This window comes from Nesterenkonia suensis, from assembly GCF_054782935.1.
In genome coordinates this window covers 1-16,595 of record NZ_BAAGRN010000008.1, presented here as the reverse complement: position 1 = coordinate 16,595, position 16,595 = coordinate 1, and the positions used below count along the sequence as shown (strand labels likewise).

The 16,595-nt window shown below is 66.2% G+C and carries 14 protein-coding genes and 1 pseudogene; 6 read left to right on the top strand and 9 right to left on the bottom strand.

The window, feature by feature from the left end:
- Window positions 1–32: 32 nt before the first annotated feature.
- A complete protein-coding gene (locus ACYVKI_RS08505; RefSeq protein ID WP_460689920.1) occupies window positions 33–1,142 on the top strand; it encodes a 4-hydroxy-3-methylbut-2-enyl diphosphate reductase in 1,110 nt (369 codons plus the stop codon).
- Window positions 1,143–1,234: 92 nt separating this feature from the next.
- Window positions 1,235–2,881, top strand: a complete 1,647-nt coding sequence (locus ACYVKI_RS08500; protein WP_460689938.1) for an SLC13 family permease — start codon at window positions 1,235–1,237, stop codon at window positions 2,879–2,881.
- Between the two features lie 25 nt (window positions 2,882–2,906).
- Here the strand turns inward: ACYVKI_RS08500 and ACYVKI_RS08495 are convergent, their stop codons facing one another.
- Together ACYVKI_RS08495 and ACYVKI_RS08490 are read right to left on the bottom strand one after the other, a co-directional pair.
- A complete protein-coding gene (locus ACYVKI_RS08495; RefSeq protein ID WP_460689919.1) occupies window positions 2,907–3,200 on the bottom strand; it encodes a TM2 domain-containing protein in 294 nt (97 codons plus the stop codon).
- Between the two features lie 57 nt (window positions 3,201–3,257).
- Entirely contained in the window at window positions 3,258–4,436 is a 1,179-nt protein-coding gene (locus ACYVKI_RS08490) for a DNA recombination protein RmuC (protein WP_460689918.1), read from the bottom strand.
- 122 nt (window positions 4,437–4,558) lie between these two features.
- Between ACYVKI_RS08490 and ACYVKI_RS08485 the strand changes: the two genes are divergently transcribed.
- On the top strand, window positions 4,559–5,320 hold the full coding sequence (locus ACYVKI_RS08485; protein WP_460689917.1) for a histidine phosphatase family protein: 762 nt from the start codon (window positions 4,559–4,561) through the stop codon (window positions 5,318–5,320).
- 819 nt (window positions 5,321–6,139) lie between these two features.
- Window positions 6,140–6,487, top strand: a complete 348-nt coding sequence (locus ACYVKI_RS08480) for a hypothetical protein (RefSeq protein ID WP_460689916.1) — start codon at window positions 6,140–6,142, stop codon at window positions 6,485–6,487.
- 107 nt (window positions 6,488–6,594) lie between these two features.
- On the opposite strand, the gene ACYVKI_RS08475 is transcribed toward ACYVKI_RS08480, so the two are convergent.
- The 5 genes from ACYVKI_RS08475 to betT are packed head-to-tail and all read right to left on the bottom strand — an operon-like array spanning window position 6,595 to window position 13,556.
- The gene (locus ACYVKI_RS08475; RefSeq protein ID WP_460689915.1) at window positions 6,595–7,368 is read right to left on the bottom strand and encodes an ABC transporter permease; all 774 of its coding nucleotides are present in this window, start codon (window positions 7,366–7,368) and stop codon (window positions 6,595–6,597) included.
- On the bottom strand, window positions 7,365–8,288 hold the full coding sequence (locus ACYVKI_RS08470; RefSeq protein ID WP_460689914.1) for an ABC transporter ATP-binding protein: 924 nt from the start codon (window positions 8,286–8,288) through the stop codon (window positions 7,365–7,367). The genes ACYVKI_RS08475 and ACYVKI_RS08470 overlap by 4 nt, the downstream gene beginning before the upstream one ends.
- A 45-nt stretch (window positions 8,289–8,333) precedes the next feature.
- Window positions 8,334–9,911 carry a GMC family oxidoreductase gene (locus ACYVKI_RS08465; protein WP_460689913.1) on the bottom strand — a complete coding sequence of 526 codons (1,578 nt, stop codon included), beginning with the start codon at window positions 9,909–9,911 and terminating at the stop codon, window positions 8,334–8,336.
- A 14-nt stretch (window positions 9,912–9,925) separates the two neighbouring features.
- Complete coding sequence (locus ACYVKI_RS08460; protein ID WP_460689912.1) at window positions 9,926–11,407, bottom strand: aldehyde dehydrogenase family protein; 1,482 nt, start codon at window positions 11,405–11,407, stop codon at window positions 9,926–9,928.
- 19 nt (window positions 11,408–11,426) lie between these two features.
- Window positions 11,427–13,556, bottom strand: a complete 2,130-nt coding sequence (betT, locus tag ACYVKI_RS08455) for a choline BCCT transporter BetT (protein WP_460689911.1) — start codon at window positions 13,554–13,556, stop codon at window positions 11,427–11,429.
- Window positions 13,557–13,742: 186 nt separating this feature from the next.
- On the opposite strand from betT, the gene ychF reads away from it, so the two are divergent.
- Window positions 13,743–14,846: a redox-regulated ATPase YchF gene (gene ychF / locus ACYVKI_RS08450; RefSeq protein WP_460689910.1), complete on the top strand. Its 1,104-nt coding sequence runs from the start codon at window positions 13,743–13,745 to the stop codon at window positions 14,844–14,846.
- Window positions 14,847–14,850: 4 nt separating this feature from the next.
- The gene (locus ACYVKI_RS08445) at window positions 14,851–15,363 is read left to right on the top strand and encodes a hypothetical protein (protein WP_460689909.1); all 513 of its coding nucleotides are present in this window, start codon (window positions 14,851–14,853) and stop codon (window positions 15,361–15,363) included.
- A 701-nt stretch (window positions 15,364–16,064) separates the two neighbouring features.
- Here the strand turns inward: ACYVKI_RS08445 and ACYVKI_RS08440 are convergent.
- Together ACYVKI_RS08440 and ACYVKI_RS08435 are read right to left on the bottom strand one after the other, a co-directional pair.
- A pseudogene (locus tag ACYVKI_RS08440) lies at window positions 16,065–16,211 on the bottom strand (integrase core domain-containing protein); the annotation flags it as partial.
- A gap of 16 nt (window positions 16,212–16,227) precedes the next feature.
- Window positions 16,228–16,595: IS110 family transposase (locus ACYVKI_RS08435; protein WP_460689908.1), on the bottom strand; the 368-nt coding region annotated here is incomplete at its 5' end.

Sequence of the window (16,595 nt, the reverse complement as noted above, 5' to 3'; positions counted from 1 at the left end):
GGAGAGCCGGCCTGGCCGGTAGACTGACCGGCATGACTACGCGTGCGACTCCGGAAGCTCCCTCGCGCACCCAGCACATCTCCGTGCCGACGCCGATGGTGCCGCGCCAGCGCAGAAGCCCTGAGGAGGTGGCGGCCGCCTCGTCGTTCTCCGGGGACCGGAAGGTGCTGCTCGCTGCGCCGCGCGGCTACTGCGCCGGAGTCGACCGGGCCGTGATCGCTGTGGAGAAGGCTCTCGAGCGGTACGGTCCTCCGGTGTATGTGCGCAAGGAGATCGTGCACAACCGCCACGTGGTCGACACGCTCACCGAGAAGGGCGTGATCTTCGTCGAAGAGGCCGACGAGGTCCCCGAAGGCGAGCTGCTGATCTTCTCCGCCCACGGGGTCTCCCCGGCGGTGAAGCAGACCGCGGCCGAGCGCAACCTGCAGACCATCGACGCGACCTGCCCGCTGGTGACGAAGGTCCACCGTGAGGCGGTCCGCTTCACCTCCAAGGACGACTTCCACATCCTGCTCATCGGCCATGACGGCCACGAGGAGGTCGAAGGGACTTTCGGGCACGCCCCGGAGAACACCACGATCGTCAACGGCCCCTGGGAGGTCGACCAGATCGAGGTCCCGGATCCGGACAAGCTCATCTGGCTCTCGCAGACGACGCTCTCGGTGGATGAGGCCATGGAGACCGTCCAGAAACTCAAGGAGCGGTTCCCCCACCTGCAGGACCCGCCCAGCGATGACATCTGCTACGCGACCTCCAACCGGCAGGCCGCGATCAAGAAGGTCGCTCCGCAGGTGGATCTGGTCATCGTGGTCGGGTCGGCGAACTCCTCGAACTCCGTGCGGCTCAAGGAGGTGGCCCAGGAGTACGGGGCCAGGCGCGCCGAACGGGTGGACTTCGCCAACCAGGTCGACGAGGCCTGGTTCGAGGACGCCCAGACCATCGGCGTCACCTCAGGCGCCTCGGTCCCGGAGGTCCTGGTCCAGGACGTGCTGCGGCTGCTGGCCGATTACGGCTACGACGACGTCGAGGAAGTCGTCACTGCCGAGGAGGACATCATGTTCAGCCTGCCCAAGGAGATCCGCAAGGCTCTCCAGGAGGTCGGGGACGACTCCAACACGCGCGGCGGTCGCAAGCGCGACTGAGTGAGCCGCGTCACGGGTAGCATCTGTGCTGCTCGTCACGTCCTGTGGGTCGTGACGCCCTGACCACTGCAGACCAGGAGCACAGATCGATGATGACCCCGGGTTCCCGCGTCGCCGGTGAGCACCTCACAAACTACGATCCCCGGAAGTCAGCCGGAGAGCAGCACCAGCTGCACTCTGTCGGAGCCAGGGCCGAGGCTCTGCCCCGGCCGACGTTCCTGCGGCGGCTCATCGGACTCTTCGCGGGTCTGGCCGGCGCCGGGCTGATCTACCTGATCATGCCCGGGGACATGGACGTCTGGCCCCGGCTGACCGCCGCCACCGCGGTGCTGATGGCGGTGTGGTGGATGACGGAGGCCATCCCGATCCCGGCCACCGCCCTGCTGCCGCTGGTGGTGTTCCCCGTGCTGGTGCCCGCTGCGGAGGCCGGAGACGAGCCGGTGACCGTCGATGTGATCGGTGCGAACTACGGCCACAACATCATCTTCCTGTTCATGGGCGGCTTCATGCTGGCCCTGGCGATGCAGCGATGGAACCTGCATCGGCGCATCGCGCTGCTGACCCTGCGTGCCATGGGCTCGAAGCCGGTGAATCTGATCGGTGGCTTCATGATCGCCACCGCGTTCCTGTCGATGTGGGTCTCCAACACCGCCACGGCGGTGATGATGCTGCCCATCGGCATCTCGGTGCTGATGCTGGTCCAGCGCATCGCCACGGGGCAGGACCCCGGCGCGGTCCCGGAGGAGGGCGCCGACCCGGCCGAACAGGCCCAGGCGGTGAAGTCCAACTTCGGCACGGCGCTGATGCTGGGCATCGCCTACGCCGCCTCTGTGGGGTCGGTCTCCACGATCATCGGGACCCCGCCGAACGCCCTGCTGGTGGGACATATGAGCACCAACCACGACGTCACCATCGGCTTCGGCCAGTGGATGCTGGTGGGAGTGCCCATCGCGATCGTGATGCTCGTGCTCGTCTGGGTGGTGCTCACCCGGTTGCTGTTCCGTCCGGAGCTCTCGACGATCCCCGGCGGCTCGGATCTGATCCGCAGTGAGCTGGCGAAGCTGGGGCCGATGAGCGCCGGTGAGCTGCGGGTGCTGCTGATCTTCATCGCCGCGGCGGTCAGCTGGGTATCGATCCCGCTGGTCTCTGACCAGCTGCTCGGCATGGATGACCCGTTCATCTCTGACGCCGGCATCGCTATGGTGGTCGGGCTGCTGCTGTTCCTGCTGCCCGGTGGGGCGAACCGTGGGGTCCGCCTGCTGGACTGGGAGTACGCGGCGAAGCTGCCCTGGGGCGTGCTGCTGCTCTTCGGAGGCGGGCTCGCGCTCTCCTCCCAGTTCTCGGCCTCAGGGCTGAGCTCCTGGATGGGTGAACAGATGGAGGGCCTGACCACGGTGCCGGTGTGGGTGCTGGTGCTGCTCGCCGCGGCCGGGGTGCTGATCCTGACCGAGATGACGTCCAACACCGCGACGGCGGCCACGTTCCTGCCGGTGGCCTCTGGTGTGGCCATGGGCACCGGAGTGGATCCGCTGGTGCTGGCCGCTCCGGTGGCGCTGGCCGCGACCTGCGCCTTCATGCTGCCGGTGGCGACCCCGCCGAACGCGATCGCCTACGGCTCCGGCTATGTGACCATCGGCCAGATGGTCAAGGGTGGCGTCTGGCTCAACGTGGCCGCCGTCGTGGTGATCACCCTGGTGTCGATGACACTGCTGCTGTGGGTCTTCGGCCTGAGCGTCTGACCCGCAGCGGTGACCCGAGGGCGGGTCACGTCCAGCGGATCGCTTTGAGCCCCTGGGTGCCCTTGGTGATGACCAGGATCAGGTCGATGAGCTGCCAGATGCCGAAGGTGAGCCAGCTGAGCAGCAGCTTGGCGATGCCCAGGCCGATGTGGCCGAGGTAGAAACGGTCGATGCCAAGGGTCCCGAGGAACAGGGAGAGGATGATCGCCGCGGCGTGGCTCTTCACCGGGGCGGCGACCGGCGGGACCTGTCCCGGCTGCGGCGCGTAGGGCTGCTGCTGGAACTGATGAGGGTCAGAGGGCTGGTACTGGTTGCTCATGTCGTCCTTCACAGGTGGTGGTGATCGTGGTCCGAGCCTACTACGGAGGATGGCGCGTCATGCGGTGCCGCGGGACAGGCGCGGGCCGAGATCGTTGACCTCCGCGTCCACTGGCTGCAGAGACAGCGTCTCCCCGAGATCCTCCAGGGCGGTGTGCTCGTCGGACTCGTCTCCCTCGGCCTGCGGGGCCAGCTGCAGGCGGCTGATGGTCTCCACCTTCGGCAGTACCTGCCTCTCGATGTTGCCGATGAGCTGGTTGTAGGCCTGCACGGCTTGCCGCAGCTTCTCGCCCGTCTTGCCGAGGTGGTCGCTCATCTTCGCCAGACGTCGATACAGCTCACGGGAATGGTCGACGATCTCCCGGATGTTCTGGGCGAGGCGCTCCTGCCGCCAAGAGGTCTCCACGGCCTTCAGCGCGGCCAGCAGCGAGGTGGGGGAGACCAGGGAGACTCCGCGGTCCAGGGCGTGGTCCAGCAGCCCGGGGTCCGCCTCCAGCGCGGAGGACAGCAGCGATTCCGCCGGCACGAAGCAGAAGATCACCTCCGGGGAGTTCTCCACGGTGGCCGCGTAGTCCTTCGAGGCGAGCACCCCGATGTGGTGCTTCAGCGCCTTCGCCTGCGCGGCGCCGTCCTGCGGGCTCAACGGAGCCTTCGCATCGATGACCAGCTGCCGGGCCCCGGGCAGTTGGACGACTATGTCCGGACGCAACGCGGCACCGTCCCCTCCGGTGCCGGAGTGCTGCTCGACGAAGTCCACGTGCGGGATCATCCCCGCGGCCTCCACGATGCGGCGCAGCTGCACCTCACCCCAGTAGCCGCGAGCCGAGGTCGAATGCAGGCTGCCCATCAGCGCCTGGGTGGAGTCATAGAGCCGCTGGTCGTTCTGTGCGGCCTCGGTGAGCTGCCGGCTCAGCGCGGCATGCTGGGCGGCCCGCTCCTTCTCCAGTTCCTGGACCCGCTGCTGCATCTCCGTCACCCCGCGCCGGACCGGGTGGAGCATCTCCACCAGCGTCTCCCGCTCCCGGGCCGCTTCGGCGTCGTCCTGGTGCCGCTGTTCCAGGGCCTGCAACCGAGCCGACGCGGCGCTGGCCTCCAGCTGGGCGGCGTGAAGCTGCTCGCGCAAGGAGGCGCCGTCGTCCTGTTCAGCATCGCGCAGGCGACGCAGCAGCACCATGGCACCGGCGGCGCCGAGGATCAGACCGAGCAGCAGACCAAGGGGAAACAACGTCCATTCCATGCTTCCCAGCATCCCATCCACCACTGACACGGCGTCGCCGCCGCGCGAGGTCATCAGGTGCGGTGACCACGCGATGGCATAAGGTGTCCTCGTCAGGAATCCCTACCGGTAGGAGACCCTTCATGATCCGCGTGCTGCTCTGCCGCCACGGTGAGACCGACTGGAACCGTGCGCATCGGCTGCAGGGCCGCTCGGACATCTCGCTGGCCGTCACCGGGGAACGGCAGGCGGCCATCACCGGTGGGTTCGTCCGGGCACAGAATCCTCAGCAGGGGCATGTCTCCTCCCTGGTGCGCACCCAGCAGACCTTCGCGCAGTTCGGCCTGGACCTGACCCCGCGCGTGTGGGACGAGCTCATGGAGCAGAATCTCGGCGAGTGGGAGGGCGCCTACGCCGCGGACATCCGCGATCGTGAACCTGAGGAGTTCTCCGCCTGGCGGGCAGGGACGTATACCCCTGCCGGCGGGGAGACCCACCAGCAGCTGGCGGAGAGGATGCTCACGGTCTTCTGCGGGGTCGTGCGGGGCACCGCGCAGATCGAGCCCACCGCGTCTCCGGATCTGAGCTTCGCGGTGCGCACTGCGGTCGCCGTCAGCCACGGGGCTGCCCTGCGCGTGCTGCTGGAACACCTGGAGCTGATCGACCGCGCCCAGTCCATCCCGTTGACCCCGGCCTCGGTGACGGTGGTGGACGTGCCGCTGACCCTCGGCCCGGTGAGCAGCTCACTGCCGCGCGGCGGGCTTGACGACGCGCTCACCCCGGAGGATGAGGCTGCGCACATCGCAGGCCTCACCGATGAGCAGATCATCGCCCAGTCCCGACTGCGCGTGCTGAACCTCTCTCCGGAGCTGCTGAACCCGGCGGCGAGGTCGCTTGCCGTATGAGATGGTGAACTATGATTGAGAGTCTCCTCAAGGACACAGTTGCATCACTCTCTACATCGGTCCTGGATATCTATCGGCGTTCTGAGTGGTCTTGGCCGAGGATTATCGGGGGAGTATTTGTTGCTCTTTTGGGAATCGCTGGGATTGCCGTTTATTTGAAGTCCGAACCGCCGACTGATCCTCTGGTGCTGAGTGATGCTATGCCATTCGTGCTCTACATCGCCGGTATTGGGGCTATTCCAGGCGGAATTAAACTACTTCTCTCTGGGCTTAATCATAAATCGATGGAGAATGTTGCTCGGTGTATCGACGCAATCCAGCGGTGGTTCCCTTGGGTGCTTACATCGTTCAGCATCGCTGTGTCGATTCTCCTATTAGTGTGCTTGAGTCTCACGGTCGTCTCTCAAGCGAATGACGTTGTATACGTCCTTGGTGGGCTGTTTGCGGCGGTCAGTCTCCTCGTGGGCATGCTCGCCGGAGCAAGTAGCGGCCCGATTCTCCACTCCCGTCGCGTGGAGAAAGGATCCGCAATACACAATGTGTCGAGAATTGCGTGGGCTGTCGTATGCGTGGGCTGTCGTAGCTGTAGCCCTCGCTGCGGTAGTCCTCATGTGGTACATCTGGGCGACTGCACTGCGGCTCACTGAGGGCGATGCGCTGTCCCTCGCCACTGTGATCTCCCTCAGCCTCGGTCTGGTGGGGTGGGTCTACAGTCGTTGGCGGGTTTTGGAACGAGCTCGCCGGGAGATTCTGGCGCAAGCCGCGCACCTTCGCCGTGCCTTGCTGGCTTCTCCAGAATTACAGGCTGCGGAGGTTGCTGTGGATGAGTTCGACGACGTGTTGGTCGGAGAAGCCGTGGCCCGACCGACGGTAGTTAGCTGGCGACGGGCTGGCATGGAGATTCGACTGATAGTCTTGTATGTGCGTTGGAGAATATCTCAGGGAACTGTATCTGGCCGTTGGGAGAATGCGCCGCCGGATCTCCTCGGATACGAATCTGAGCTCCAGAAGCTCGACGCATTGCCCACCGCGACATTGGTGGCTCAGTTCGATGTTCTGGTCCAGGACTGGGCCGATGCCCTTCGGCCCGCCGTCCTCGACCGGAGTGCCCGGAAGAAGATCTCGCGAAGGCGCACCGAGGAGGTTCACCCGATAGTACCTTCATGAGTGGGCCCATCTGCGCAGGCTGTACGGCCAGGCGGCTGAGGACCGGAACCTGATCATCGGCAAGCAGGGTTCGCCTGGCCTCCGCCTCCAGGCAGTCGCGGGCGCCCTCAGCGCCGGGAGGTCCGGCGGCGCTGCAGCGCCAGGCAGGCGGTCCCGAAGATGACCGTCCAAGCGATGATGTTCAGCAGCACGGCCCACAGCGGGTCGGTCTCACCCGTCGCCCCCATGGAGATCAGATCTCCGTCGGTGAGCGGATAGCGTGCCAGGGCGACCACCCCGTACATCGGGGTGAATCGGCCGATGTCCAGCAGGATGCCGTCCAGGGGCATGAACGCGTTGCCCATGAAGCTGAAGATCACCAGCAGTCCGGTGGCGGCGCCGACGGCGGCGTCGGAGCGGAAGCTCAGGCCGATCGCCAGTCCGTAGAGCGCGAAAGGCAGAGACCCCAGCACGGTGAGCGTCGCGGTGGCCAGCCAGACACCCGCCGGCATGTCTGCCACAGTGAGGATGCCGACCACGTTGAGCACGACGACGGGGAGCACGGCGATCCCGACGGCGACCACCGACTTCGCCAGCACGAAGGCGTGATGCGGCATGGCGGTCAGTGCCAGCTGGCGCCCCCACCCCTGCTGAATCTCCAGTGCGGCCGCTCCTGCCATGGACGTGGTGGCCATCGCCGCGCCGTAGCTGGCGATCGCGATCATCGTCCAGGCGCTGACATTGCCTTCACCCACGGGGTTGTCGGACCAGTCCATCGTGGTGCCGAAGAACAGAAATAGCGCGGTGGGCAGCACGATCACGAAGAAGCTGTTGCCGACGTTGCGCAGATTCCGCCAGAAGTCCAGGGCGATGTACCGGCCCAGCTGATAGCCGCGGCTCACGGGCGCACCTCCGTGGTCTCCTCGGTGGGGGTCTCGGTCAGCAGTCGGAAGGCCTCCTCGAGACTGGCCGGCCGGACGGTGAGCCCGTGCGCGTCGGTGCAGGTGAGCAGATGCTGAGCCAGGGTGTCGGCGTCGTCGGTGCGGAATATGGTGCGTGGGCCCTCGGAGGCCACCGAGAGTACAGGGGGGAGCGCCAGCAGCTGCTCTTCGGTGGGTGTCCAGGTCACCGACACATGGGCGGCCCCGGCCCGGGAGCGGACCTCCTCGGTGGGGCCCTCGGCGAGAACCCGGCCGCGGTCCATCAGCACGGTGCGGCGGGCGAACTGCTCGGCCTCCTCCAGATAGTGGGTGGCGAAAAGGACGGTGGTTCCGGCGTCGGCCTGGGCACGCATCCGGTCCCAGAACTCGTGCCGGGCGGTGACGTCCATGCCGGCGGTGGGTTCGTCCAGGATGAGGATCTCCGGGCGGGGGAGCAGCGCCAGGGCGAAGCGCAGCCGCTGCTGCTGGCCGCCGGAGCATTTGCCCACCGGACGTGAGGCGAAGCTGCGCACCCCCGCGATGTCGATGACCTCGTCGACGTCCGCCGGGTCGCGGTGCAGGGCGGCGATCATCCGCACGGTCTCGACCGCCGTGAGGTCGGGCAGCAGGCCACCGGACTGCAGCAGCGCGGAGAGCCGGCCGGCCTGCACCGCAGCCTGCGGGGTGCCGCCGTCGATGAGCACTTCGCCCGCTTCAGGGGTGGTGAGCCCCAGGAGGATGTCCAGCAGGGTGGTCTTGCCCGCCCCGTTGGGGCCCAGCAGGGCGAGGACCTCGCCGCGGCTCACGGTCAGGTCGACGCCGTCGAGCGCCTGAGTGCGGCCCCCGGCGCCGTCGGGGAATGACATGGAGACGCCCCGGGCGGAGATGATGGCGGTGTTCATGCCATCAGTCTCGCCCGGGGCGTCCACAATGTCACCTGAGCAGGGTCAGCGGGCCGCCTTGACCAGGTCGGCGCAGCGCTCACCGATCATCATTGTGGTGATGTTCGGATTGACGGTGGTCAGCTCCGGCATCGCCGAGGCGTCGGCCACGCGCAGCCCGGAGATGCCCTTGACCCGCAGCTCGGGGTCCAGCGGGGACATCTCGTCCTGCTCCGCGCCCATCCGGACGGTGCCGGCGGGGTGGTAGACCGTGTTGTGGGTGCGAGAGACGTAGTCGGCGATCTCTTCGTCGGTCTGCACGTCTTTGCCGGGGTAGAGCTCCTCACCGGCCCACTCGGCCATCGCCGGCTGCGAGACGATCTGCCGGGCCAGCTTGATGCCCTCCACGGCCACGCGCATGTCGTGGCCCTCCGGGTCGGTGAAGTACCGCGGGTCCACCTTCGGCTTGTCCCGGAAGTCGCGGGAGCGCAGCCGCACCGTGCCTCGGGACTTCGCGTGGGTGATGTTCGGGGTCAGGCAGAAGGTGTTCTCGCTGGTGGGGTAGCCCTGACGCAGCGTGTGCATGTCGAAGGGCACCGCCCCGTAGTGCATCATCAGGTCCGGGCGGCCGGGCTTGTCGGACGGCGTCTCGGTACCCTCACGGGTGTCGGCGAAGATGCCGATCTCCCACCACTGGTAGCCCTCGGTGATCATCGGCTTCTTCGCATCCCAACCGATGACGGCCTCCGGGTGGTCCTGCAGGTTCTCACCCACGCCCGGAGCGTCGACCACAGCTTCGATGCCGTGCTCGGCCAGATGGGAGGCCGGGCCGATGCCGGAGAGCATCAGCAGCTTCGGGGAGTCGATCGCCCCGGCGGAGATGATGACCTCACGGGTGGCGGTGACGGTCTCACCGTGGCCGAAGGCGTTCTTGACGACCTCCACGCCGGTGGCCCGGCGGTCCTCATCGATGAGGATCTTGCGCACCCAGCTGTCGGTGAGGATCGTCAGGTTCTCGCGGTCCAGGATCGGGTGGAGGTAGGACACCGACGACGACGACCGGGTCCCGTCCTGCTGACGGTTGACCTGGAAGAAGTTCGCTCCCCTGACCACCGTCTCGCCGGAGTTGAACTCGACGCGGGGGATGCCGGCCTGCTCACAGGCGTCGAGCAGGGAGACGCCGCAGGGGTCGTGCGGGGGGATGGTCATCAGGTGCACCGGGCCGGAGCGGCCGTGGTGCTCCCCGGCGGCGTCGTTGGTCTCCAACCGCTGGAACAGCGGGTAGGTGGACTCGGCGTTCCACCCGGCGGCGCCCAGCTGCTCCCATTCGTCCATGTCCTCCTTCGGCGCCCAGAAGGCGATGCAGGAGTTATGGGAGGAGCAGCCGCCGAGGACCTTGGCGCGGGCGTGCCGCATGAAGGAGTTGCCCTTGGCCTGCTCTTCGATGGGGTAGTCCCAGTCGTAGCCGGATTCCAGCAGCTCCATCCAGCGGTTCAGCTGCAGCACCACATCCTTGTCGGCGTCGGTGGGGCCGGCCTCCAGCAGGGCCACGGTCACCTCGGCGTCCTCGCTGAGGCGGGCGGCGACGGCGGCGCCGGCGGACCCGCCGCCGACGACGACGTAGTCGAAGGTCTTCTCAGTCACGTTGTGCTCCTCACTCACTTCTCGGGCATCGAGAACCAGCCAGAGACAGCCGGTTCAGTGTTCTGGTAGATGTGCTTGGCCTCGCGGTACTCCTCCAGGCCGGCGTGGCCGAGCTCACGGCCCACCCCGGACTGCTTGAAGCCGCCCCACTCGGCCTGCGGCAGGTAGGGGTGGTAGTCGTTGATCCAGATGGTGCCGTGGCGCAGCCGGGAGGAGACCCGGTGCGCCCGGCCGGCGTCGGAGGTCCACACCGCACCGGCGAGGCCGTAGTTGGTGTCGTTCGCGGTGGTGATGGCCTCCTCCTCGCTGGTGAAGGTCTCCACGGTGATGACCGGACCGAAGGCCTCTTCCCGGACCACGCTCATGCCGCGCTGGACGCCGGTGAGCACTGTGGGGGCGTAGAAGTACCCGTCCTTGTGCTCCTCGCCGCCCCAGTGCCCGCCGGTGCGCAGGGTCGCACCCTCCTCCACGCCGCGGGTGACGTAGTCGGTGACCTTGTCCCGGTGCTCGGCGGAGATCAGCGGACCGGTCTCGGCCTGCTCGTCGAACGGGCCTCCCATGCGGATGTTCTCCGCCCGGCGGACCAGTTCGTCCACGAACTTCTCGGCGATGGACTCCTCGACGATGAGGCGGCTGCCGGCGGAGCAGACCAGCCCGGAGTCCAGGAAACCGGCGTTGAGAGCGTTGTCGACGGCGGCGTCGAAGTCGGCGTCGGCGAAGACCACGTTCGGGTTCTTCCCACCCAGCTCCAGGGCCACCTTCTTGACGGTCTCCGCGGCGGCGGCCGCGATCTTCCGGCCGGTGACCAGACCACCGGTGAAGGAGATGAGGTCCACGTCCGGGTGCGAGGCCAACGGGGCGCCGGCGGAGGCGCCGGCGCCGGTGACCAGGTTGGCCACACCGGCCGGCAGGCCGAGCTTGTCGAGGACGTCCATGATGAGGATCCCGGTGTGCGGGGTCAGCTCGGCGGGCTTGAGCACGAAGCTGTTGCCGGCGGCCAGGGCGGGGGCGATCTTCCAGGCGGCCTGCAGCAGCGGGAAGTTCCACGGAGTGATCATCCCGCAGACGCCGACCGGCTCGTAGACGACCTTGGAGATCACCGTCGGGTCCCCGGCGTCGACCAGACGGCCCGGATCGGCGTCGGCCAGCTTCCCGAAGTGCTTGAAGCAACCGATGATGTCGTCCATGTCGATCTGGGCCTCGACGAACCGCTTACCGGTGTCCAGAGCCTCGGCCCGGGCGAACTCGTCCTTGCGCTGGGTGATCGCCTCGGCGACGTCGAAGAGCAGCTCCCCGCGCGTCGCGGCGGCGGTGTCGGCCCACTCACGGGAGTCGAAGGCCCGCCGGGCCGCCGCGATGGCGGCGAGGGTGTCGGTCTCGCCCGCTTCAGAGACGACAGCCACCTCGGAGCCGTCCGCGGGACAGTGGATCGTGCGGGTCTCACCGGAGGCCGCCGGGACCCACGCTCCGTCGATGAACAGTGTGGCAGTGGTCATGGTGCTCCTTCTCAGGTTCTCAGGTCGTGCGGTCGTGGTCCCACTCGTCCGGGATGTGGCCCCCGGTGCCGAGTGCCTGCGTGTTGACGTCCTCGCTCATGGTGAGGAAGGTCAGGTGCCTCTCGTAGGCGTCCAGGATGTCGGTGATGACCTGATCCTTGGTGTAGCCCATGATGTCGTGGCCCTGTGACCCGGTGGCGGAGAAGATCTCCACCCGGTAGTAGACGTCCTCCACGGCCTTCATGTTCTGGGCGAAGTTCGGCGCGGAGTAGGCGATCGGATAGACCTGGTACTTGAACTCGTTCTGGTCGCCGAACATGACGTGCAGGTCGACCTGCGGCAGGTCGGTGTGAGGCAGGGTCCCGCGGGTGCAGGTCACCTCGGCGCCCTGGGACTTCAGCTCGGCGGCCACCTCTTCCACCGCAGGGATGGCGGTCTCTTCGAGATACCGGGTGACCTGCTTGGCGGTCGGGAAGGTCATGTGGCGGGCCAGTCGGCGTCGCCACCCCCCGCCGCGGTCGGAGGCGTCCCGGATGCGTCCGGAGAGCATCCACGGCAGGGAAGCCTCCTGGGAGGCCTGGTTGTAGTGCTCCACGCGCAGGGCGCGCCAGATGCCCAGCATGAGGATGTACATCACCACGGAGAACGGCAGGCCGATGATGACCGTGGCCATCTGCAGCGTGTAGACGCCGTCGAGCATCAGGATCGCCAGGGTGAGGGCACCGGTGGCGACCGCCCAGAAGATCCGCAGCCACGGGGCGCCGTCGTCGGTGCTGTTGATCGCCTTCGAGGTGAAGTTGGACATCACCAGCGCGCCGGAGTCTGCCGAGGTGATGTAGAACAGCAGACCGGTCAGCACCGAGAGCCCGATGGTGAAGGTGGCTCCGGGGTACTGCTCGAGCAGCATGTAGTAGCCCGACTCGGGGGTCTCCACCGCTGCGGTGAGGAATTCAGTGTTGCCGGAGAGGAACTCCCAAATGGCGCCGTTGCCGAAGATGGAGATCCACAGCAGGATGAAGCCGAACGGGATGATCAGGGTGCCGACGACGAACTGCCGCAGGGTGCGGCCGCGCGAGATGCGTGCCAGGAAGAGCCCCACGAACGGTGCCCAGGCGATCCACCAGGCCCAGAAGAACAGCGTCCACCACTCGAGCCACTGGCCCTCGGGCGGGTCATAGGCGAAGGTGTTCAGCAGCATGGAGGGGAAGTAGGCGGTGAAGTCACCGATGTTCTTCACCAGCGCGTTGAGCAGGTGCGTGGTCTGGCCGGCGATGAGCACGTAGAGCAGCAGGATCACGGCGAAGATGACGTTCAGCTCGGCCAGGCGACGGATGCCCTTGTCCACACCGGAGACGGTGGAGAAGGTGACCACCACGGCGGCCAGGACGATCAGCCCGACCTGCGCGGCGGTGCCCTGCGGGATGCCGAAGAGCAGCTCGAGGCCGTAGTTCAGGAAGACCACGCCGATGCCGAGGCTGGTGGCGATGCCGAAGATGGTGCCGATCACGGCGGCGATCTCGATGCCGTGGCCGGTCGCGCCCTGGGCTCGCTTACCGATGATCGGGTACAGCGCGCTGCGGATGCTCAGCGGCAGGTGGTACCGGTAGGCGAAGAGCCCGAAAGCCATACCCATCAGTGCGTACATGGCCCACCCGGGGATCCCGTAATGGAACAGGGTCCAGAGCACGGCCATCTCAGTGGCCTGGACGGACCCCTCCTCCGCACCGGGAGCGGTGGTGAGGTTCGTGGCCGGCCCGGAGATGGCGAAGAACATGAGGTCCACACCGATGCCCGCGGCGAACAGCATCGCCGTCCAGGTGAACAGGTTGTACTTCGGTGTGGAGTGGTCCGGACCCATCTTGGTGCGCCCCACTCGGGAGAAGGCGACGATGAGCACGAACAGGACGACGATTCCTGCAGTGAGGATGTAGTACCAGCCGAGGTTCTCCCCGATCCAGAGGAAGATGGCCTCGAGTGTGACGTAGGCGGTCTCTGGTGCCAGCCAGGCCCAGAGGGTGAATGCGATGATGATCGCCGCTGCGCCGAAGAAGACAGGAGGGTTGAGCTTGGAGTTCTTCGGGCGCCCCCCAGCGCCTGTCTCCCCCTCCTTCTCCGCATCGGCAGGCGAGTGATCCGTGGCGGATGCCATGACGTGTCCTTCCCTCGTTGGCAGGAGCTTCAGTGCGTGTCGGCGTCTCATCCGGTGTCCGACGTGGTGTGATCCTATCGAGGCTACGCGAGCTTGTCGCTGACTTTCCCTTAAGTCCTGAGACAGGACCAGAAGGAGGCATTCCGAGTCGCATCCGCGTGACTGCCCGCGATAGGTTAGGTGACCGTGGCACTGACTATCGGAATCGTGGGACTCCCCAACGTGGGCAAGTCGACACTCTTCAACGCGCTCACCCGTCAGACGATCCTCGCGGCGAACTATCCGTTCGCGACGATCGAACCGAACGTCGGGGTGGTGAACCTGCCTGACGAGCGGCTGAACACTCTTGCGGAGATCTTCGGCTCCGAGCGGATCCTCCCGGCGACCGTCTCCTTCGTCGACATCGCCGGCATCGTCAAGGGCGCCTCGGAGGGGGAGGGGCTGGGCAACCAGTTCCTGGCCAACATCCGCGAGGCCCATGCGATCGCCCAGGTGGTGCGGGTCTTCGAGGATGACAACGTCATCCATGTGGACGGCAAGGTGGACCCCACCTCTGACATGGAGATCATCAATACTGAGCTGGTGCTGGCGGATCTGCAGACCTTGGAGAACGCGGTCCCGAAGCTGGAGAAACAGGTCAAGCAGAAGAAGGCCGAGCAGGCACAGCTCGATGCCTACCTGGCGGCCCAGAAGGTGCTGGAGCGCGGCGACACGATCTTCTCCGCCATCGAGTCGGAGAAGCTGGACATGGAGAACCTGGCTCAGCTGTCCCTGCTGACCGCCAAGCCGTTCATCTATGTGTTCAATGCGGACGAGGCGGTGCTGAGCTCCGCTGAGCGTCAGCAGGAGCTCACCGATCTGGTGGCACCGGCCCAGGCGGTGTTCCTGGACGCCAAGCTGGAAGCGGATCTGGTGGAACTCTCCGAGGACGAGGCCCGCGAGATGCTGGAACTCAACGGTCAGGAGGAGTCCGGCCTGGATCAGCTGGCCCGCGTCGGATTCGACACCCTCGGCCTGCAGACCTACCTCACCGCCGGGCCCAAGGAGGCCCGGGCCTGGACGATCACCAAGGGCGACACCGCCCCGGAAGCGGCAGGTGTGATCCACACCGACTTCCAGAAGGGCTTCATCAAGGCCGAGATCGTCTCCTTCGACGACCTGGTGGCCGCCGGCTCCATGAACGACGCCAAGTCCGCCGGCAAGGTGCGCATGGAGGGCAAGGACTACGTGATGAAGGACGGCGACGTGGTGGAGTTCCGTAGCGGACTAACCTCTGGTGGGAAGAAGTAGCCCGATGTTGCCCGACGTTTCGAGACTCCGCCTGAGGGAACTGCTCCAAGTGGAAGCCGCCGTCGTCGCCGAGCTTCGCCAGCGGGGCTTGGTTCGCACTAACAACAAGCCACTAGGGGACATCGCTGAGCAGGTGGTTCTTGCTGCTCGTGGCGGCGTGCTCGAGCCGAACTCGACGAAGTCGCATGATGTCACCGATCCCGAAGGGCACAGGATCCAGGTCAAGGCAATGAGCGGGAGGCTGGCTGGCAAGTCTGGCAAGTTCAGTCCGTTCCGCAGCTTCGACTTTGACACTGCAGTGTTCCTCGTTTTTGAGGCCCAGACCTTCGAGTTGGGCATCGCACGTGAGGTTAGCGCGAAAGACGTTGAAGCAGTCGCCCGATACAGTGCCCACACGAACGGGCGACAGCCAACGCTGAGACAGATCGAGAGTGCGGGGGTCGACGTGACAGGCGAGATGCGGGCTGCATATGCGACGCTTGACGGCGACATGGTGGAGTTCCGGTTCAACGTGTAACTAGGCGCACCTTTTTGGTTCATGAGGATCTTCATGAGGGGGCGGGGTCGATCGGTGGTTGCACCGGCTAGTTCATCAGGAGCTGCAGTAAAGCCCACTGGAACTAGTCCTCGAGTGAATCGCCTGTAAGTCTCTTGGTGGCTGGCCTGGGGCTGGCTAGGGTGGCGTTGGTCCTTCTGCTCGGGCGTGACTCCTGAATCGTCTGGCCCTCGTTCACGGGGTGCTCTGCCCGGGATCTGCCCGTTCGGGCGGGAGGCCGGCGACGCCCCGGCCCACCACGATGGCTTGATCAGAAGCCTGCCCGACCTGCGGGTCGTGGCCTCCTACGGGCATGCCTCGTAGTGATCTCTACCCGGGTCGACGCCGACTATCAGCGACGTCGCCCCCTCCTGGAGAGGAGATCAGTCACCATGGCCATCGTGGCAAGCGCCTATGCCTTCGTCATCGGTGTCGACACCCATGCTCGCGCCAATAGCTTCGCCGTCTTGGAGTCCAGGACCGGCGCTGTGTTGGGAGCCTCGTCGTTCCCGACTAGGGATGCCGGCCTGCGCTGTGCGCTGACCTTGGATCGGCAGGCGCCCGAGTGGAGATGTGGACACCGTGGTCGTCATCCAGGGGATCGGATCTTACGGCGCACAAGTCGCCCGAGCGGTGACGCAGACCGGATACTCCATCGCGGAACCGGCAGCTGTAGTGANGCTGTGCAGCCTCTGGTGGTTCCACCAGTCGACCCATCCGGCGGTGGCGAACTCCACGTCTGCCAGCTTCCGGAAGGGACCTTCGTGGAAGACGTCAGTGCGGATCGCTTCAGTCTTGAACAGCCCGATCACTGACTCCATCAGCGCGTTGACGCTCCTATAACTGTCAAGTAGTTGGCACCACCGCGTCTGCGCCTGCTGGTGATGCTTTGATGAGGTGGTAGACCTCGCGGATCACGTAGCGTTTCAGGCAACGGATGATGTCGCGCTTGCTCTTTCCTTCCGCGGTTCGTCGAGCGACATAGGCCTTGGTCGGTTCGTGGAACTGCATCCTCACGATCACAGTCCTGTAGATCGCCGCGTTGAGCTGCCGGTGCCCGCCATGGTTGATCCGGTGTTTGCCGCTGGTCATGCCAGAGCCCGTAGGTACAGGACTGATCCCGGCGAGCTTAGCGAATGCGGCCTCGGAGCGGATCCGCTCGGGGTTGTCTCCCGCCACAATGAGAATCTCCGCGGCGGTATCCGTCCCAACTC

Excerpts from the sequence above, each read along its gene's own strand:
- ACYVKI_RS08505 (WP_460689920.1), top strand. The coding sequence starts at position 33 with ATGACTACGCGTGCGACTCCGGAAGCTCCCTCGCGCACCCAGCACATC.
- ACYVKI_RS08500 (WP_460689938.1), top strand. The coding sequence starts at position 1,235 with ATGACCCCGGGTTCCCGCGTCGCCGGTGAGCACCTCACAAACTACGAT.
- ACYVKI_RS08495 (WP_460689919.1), bottom strand. The coding sequence starts at position 3,200 with ATGAGCAACCAGTACCAGCCCTCTGACCCTCATCAGTTCCAGCAGCAG.
- ACYVKI_RS08490 (WP_460689918.1), bottom strand. The coding sequence starts at position 4,436 with ATGGAATGGACGTTGTTTCCCCTTGGTCTGCTGCTCGGTCTGATCCTC.
- ACYVKI_RS08485 (WP_460689917.1), top strand. The coding sequence starts at position 4,559 with ATGATCCGCGTGCTGCTCTGCCGCCACGGTGAGACCGACTGGAACCGT.
- ACYVKI_RS08470 (WP_460689914.1), bottom strand. The coding sequence starts at position 8,288 with ATGAACACCGCCATCATCTCCGCCCGGGGCGTCTCCATGTCATTCCCC.
- ACYVKI_RS08460 (WP_460689912.1), bottom strand. The coding sequence starts at position 11,407 with ATGACCACTGCCACACTGTTCATCGACGGAGCGTGGGTCCCGGCGGCC.
- betT (WP_460689911.1), bottom strand. The coding sequence starts at position 13,556 with ATGGCATCCGCCACGGATCACTCGCCTGCCGATGCGGAGAAGGAGGGG.
- ACYVKI_RS08445 (WP_460689909.1), top strand. The coding sequence starts at position 14,851 with ATGTTGCCCGACGTTTCGAGACTCCGCCTGAGGGAACTGCTCCAAGTG.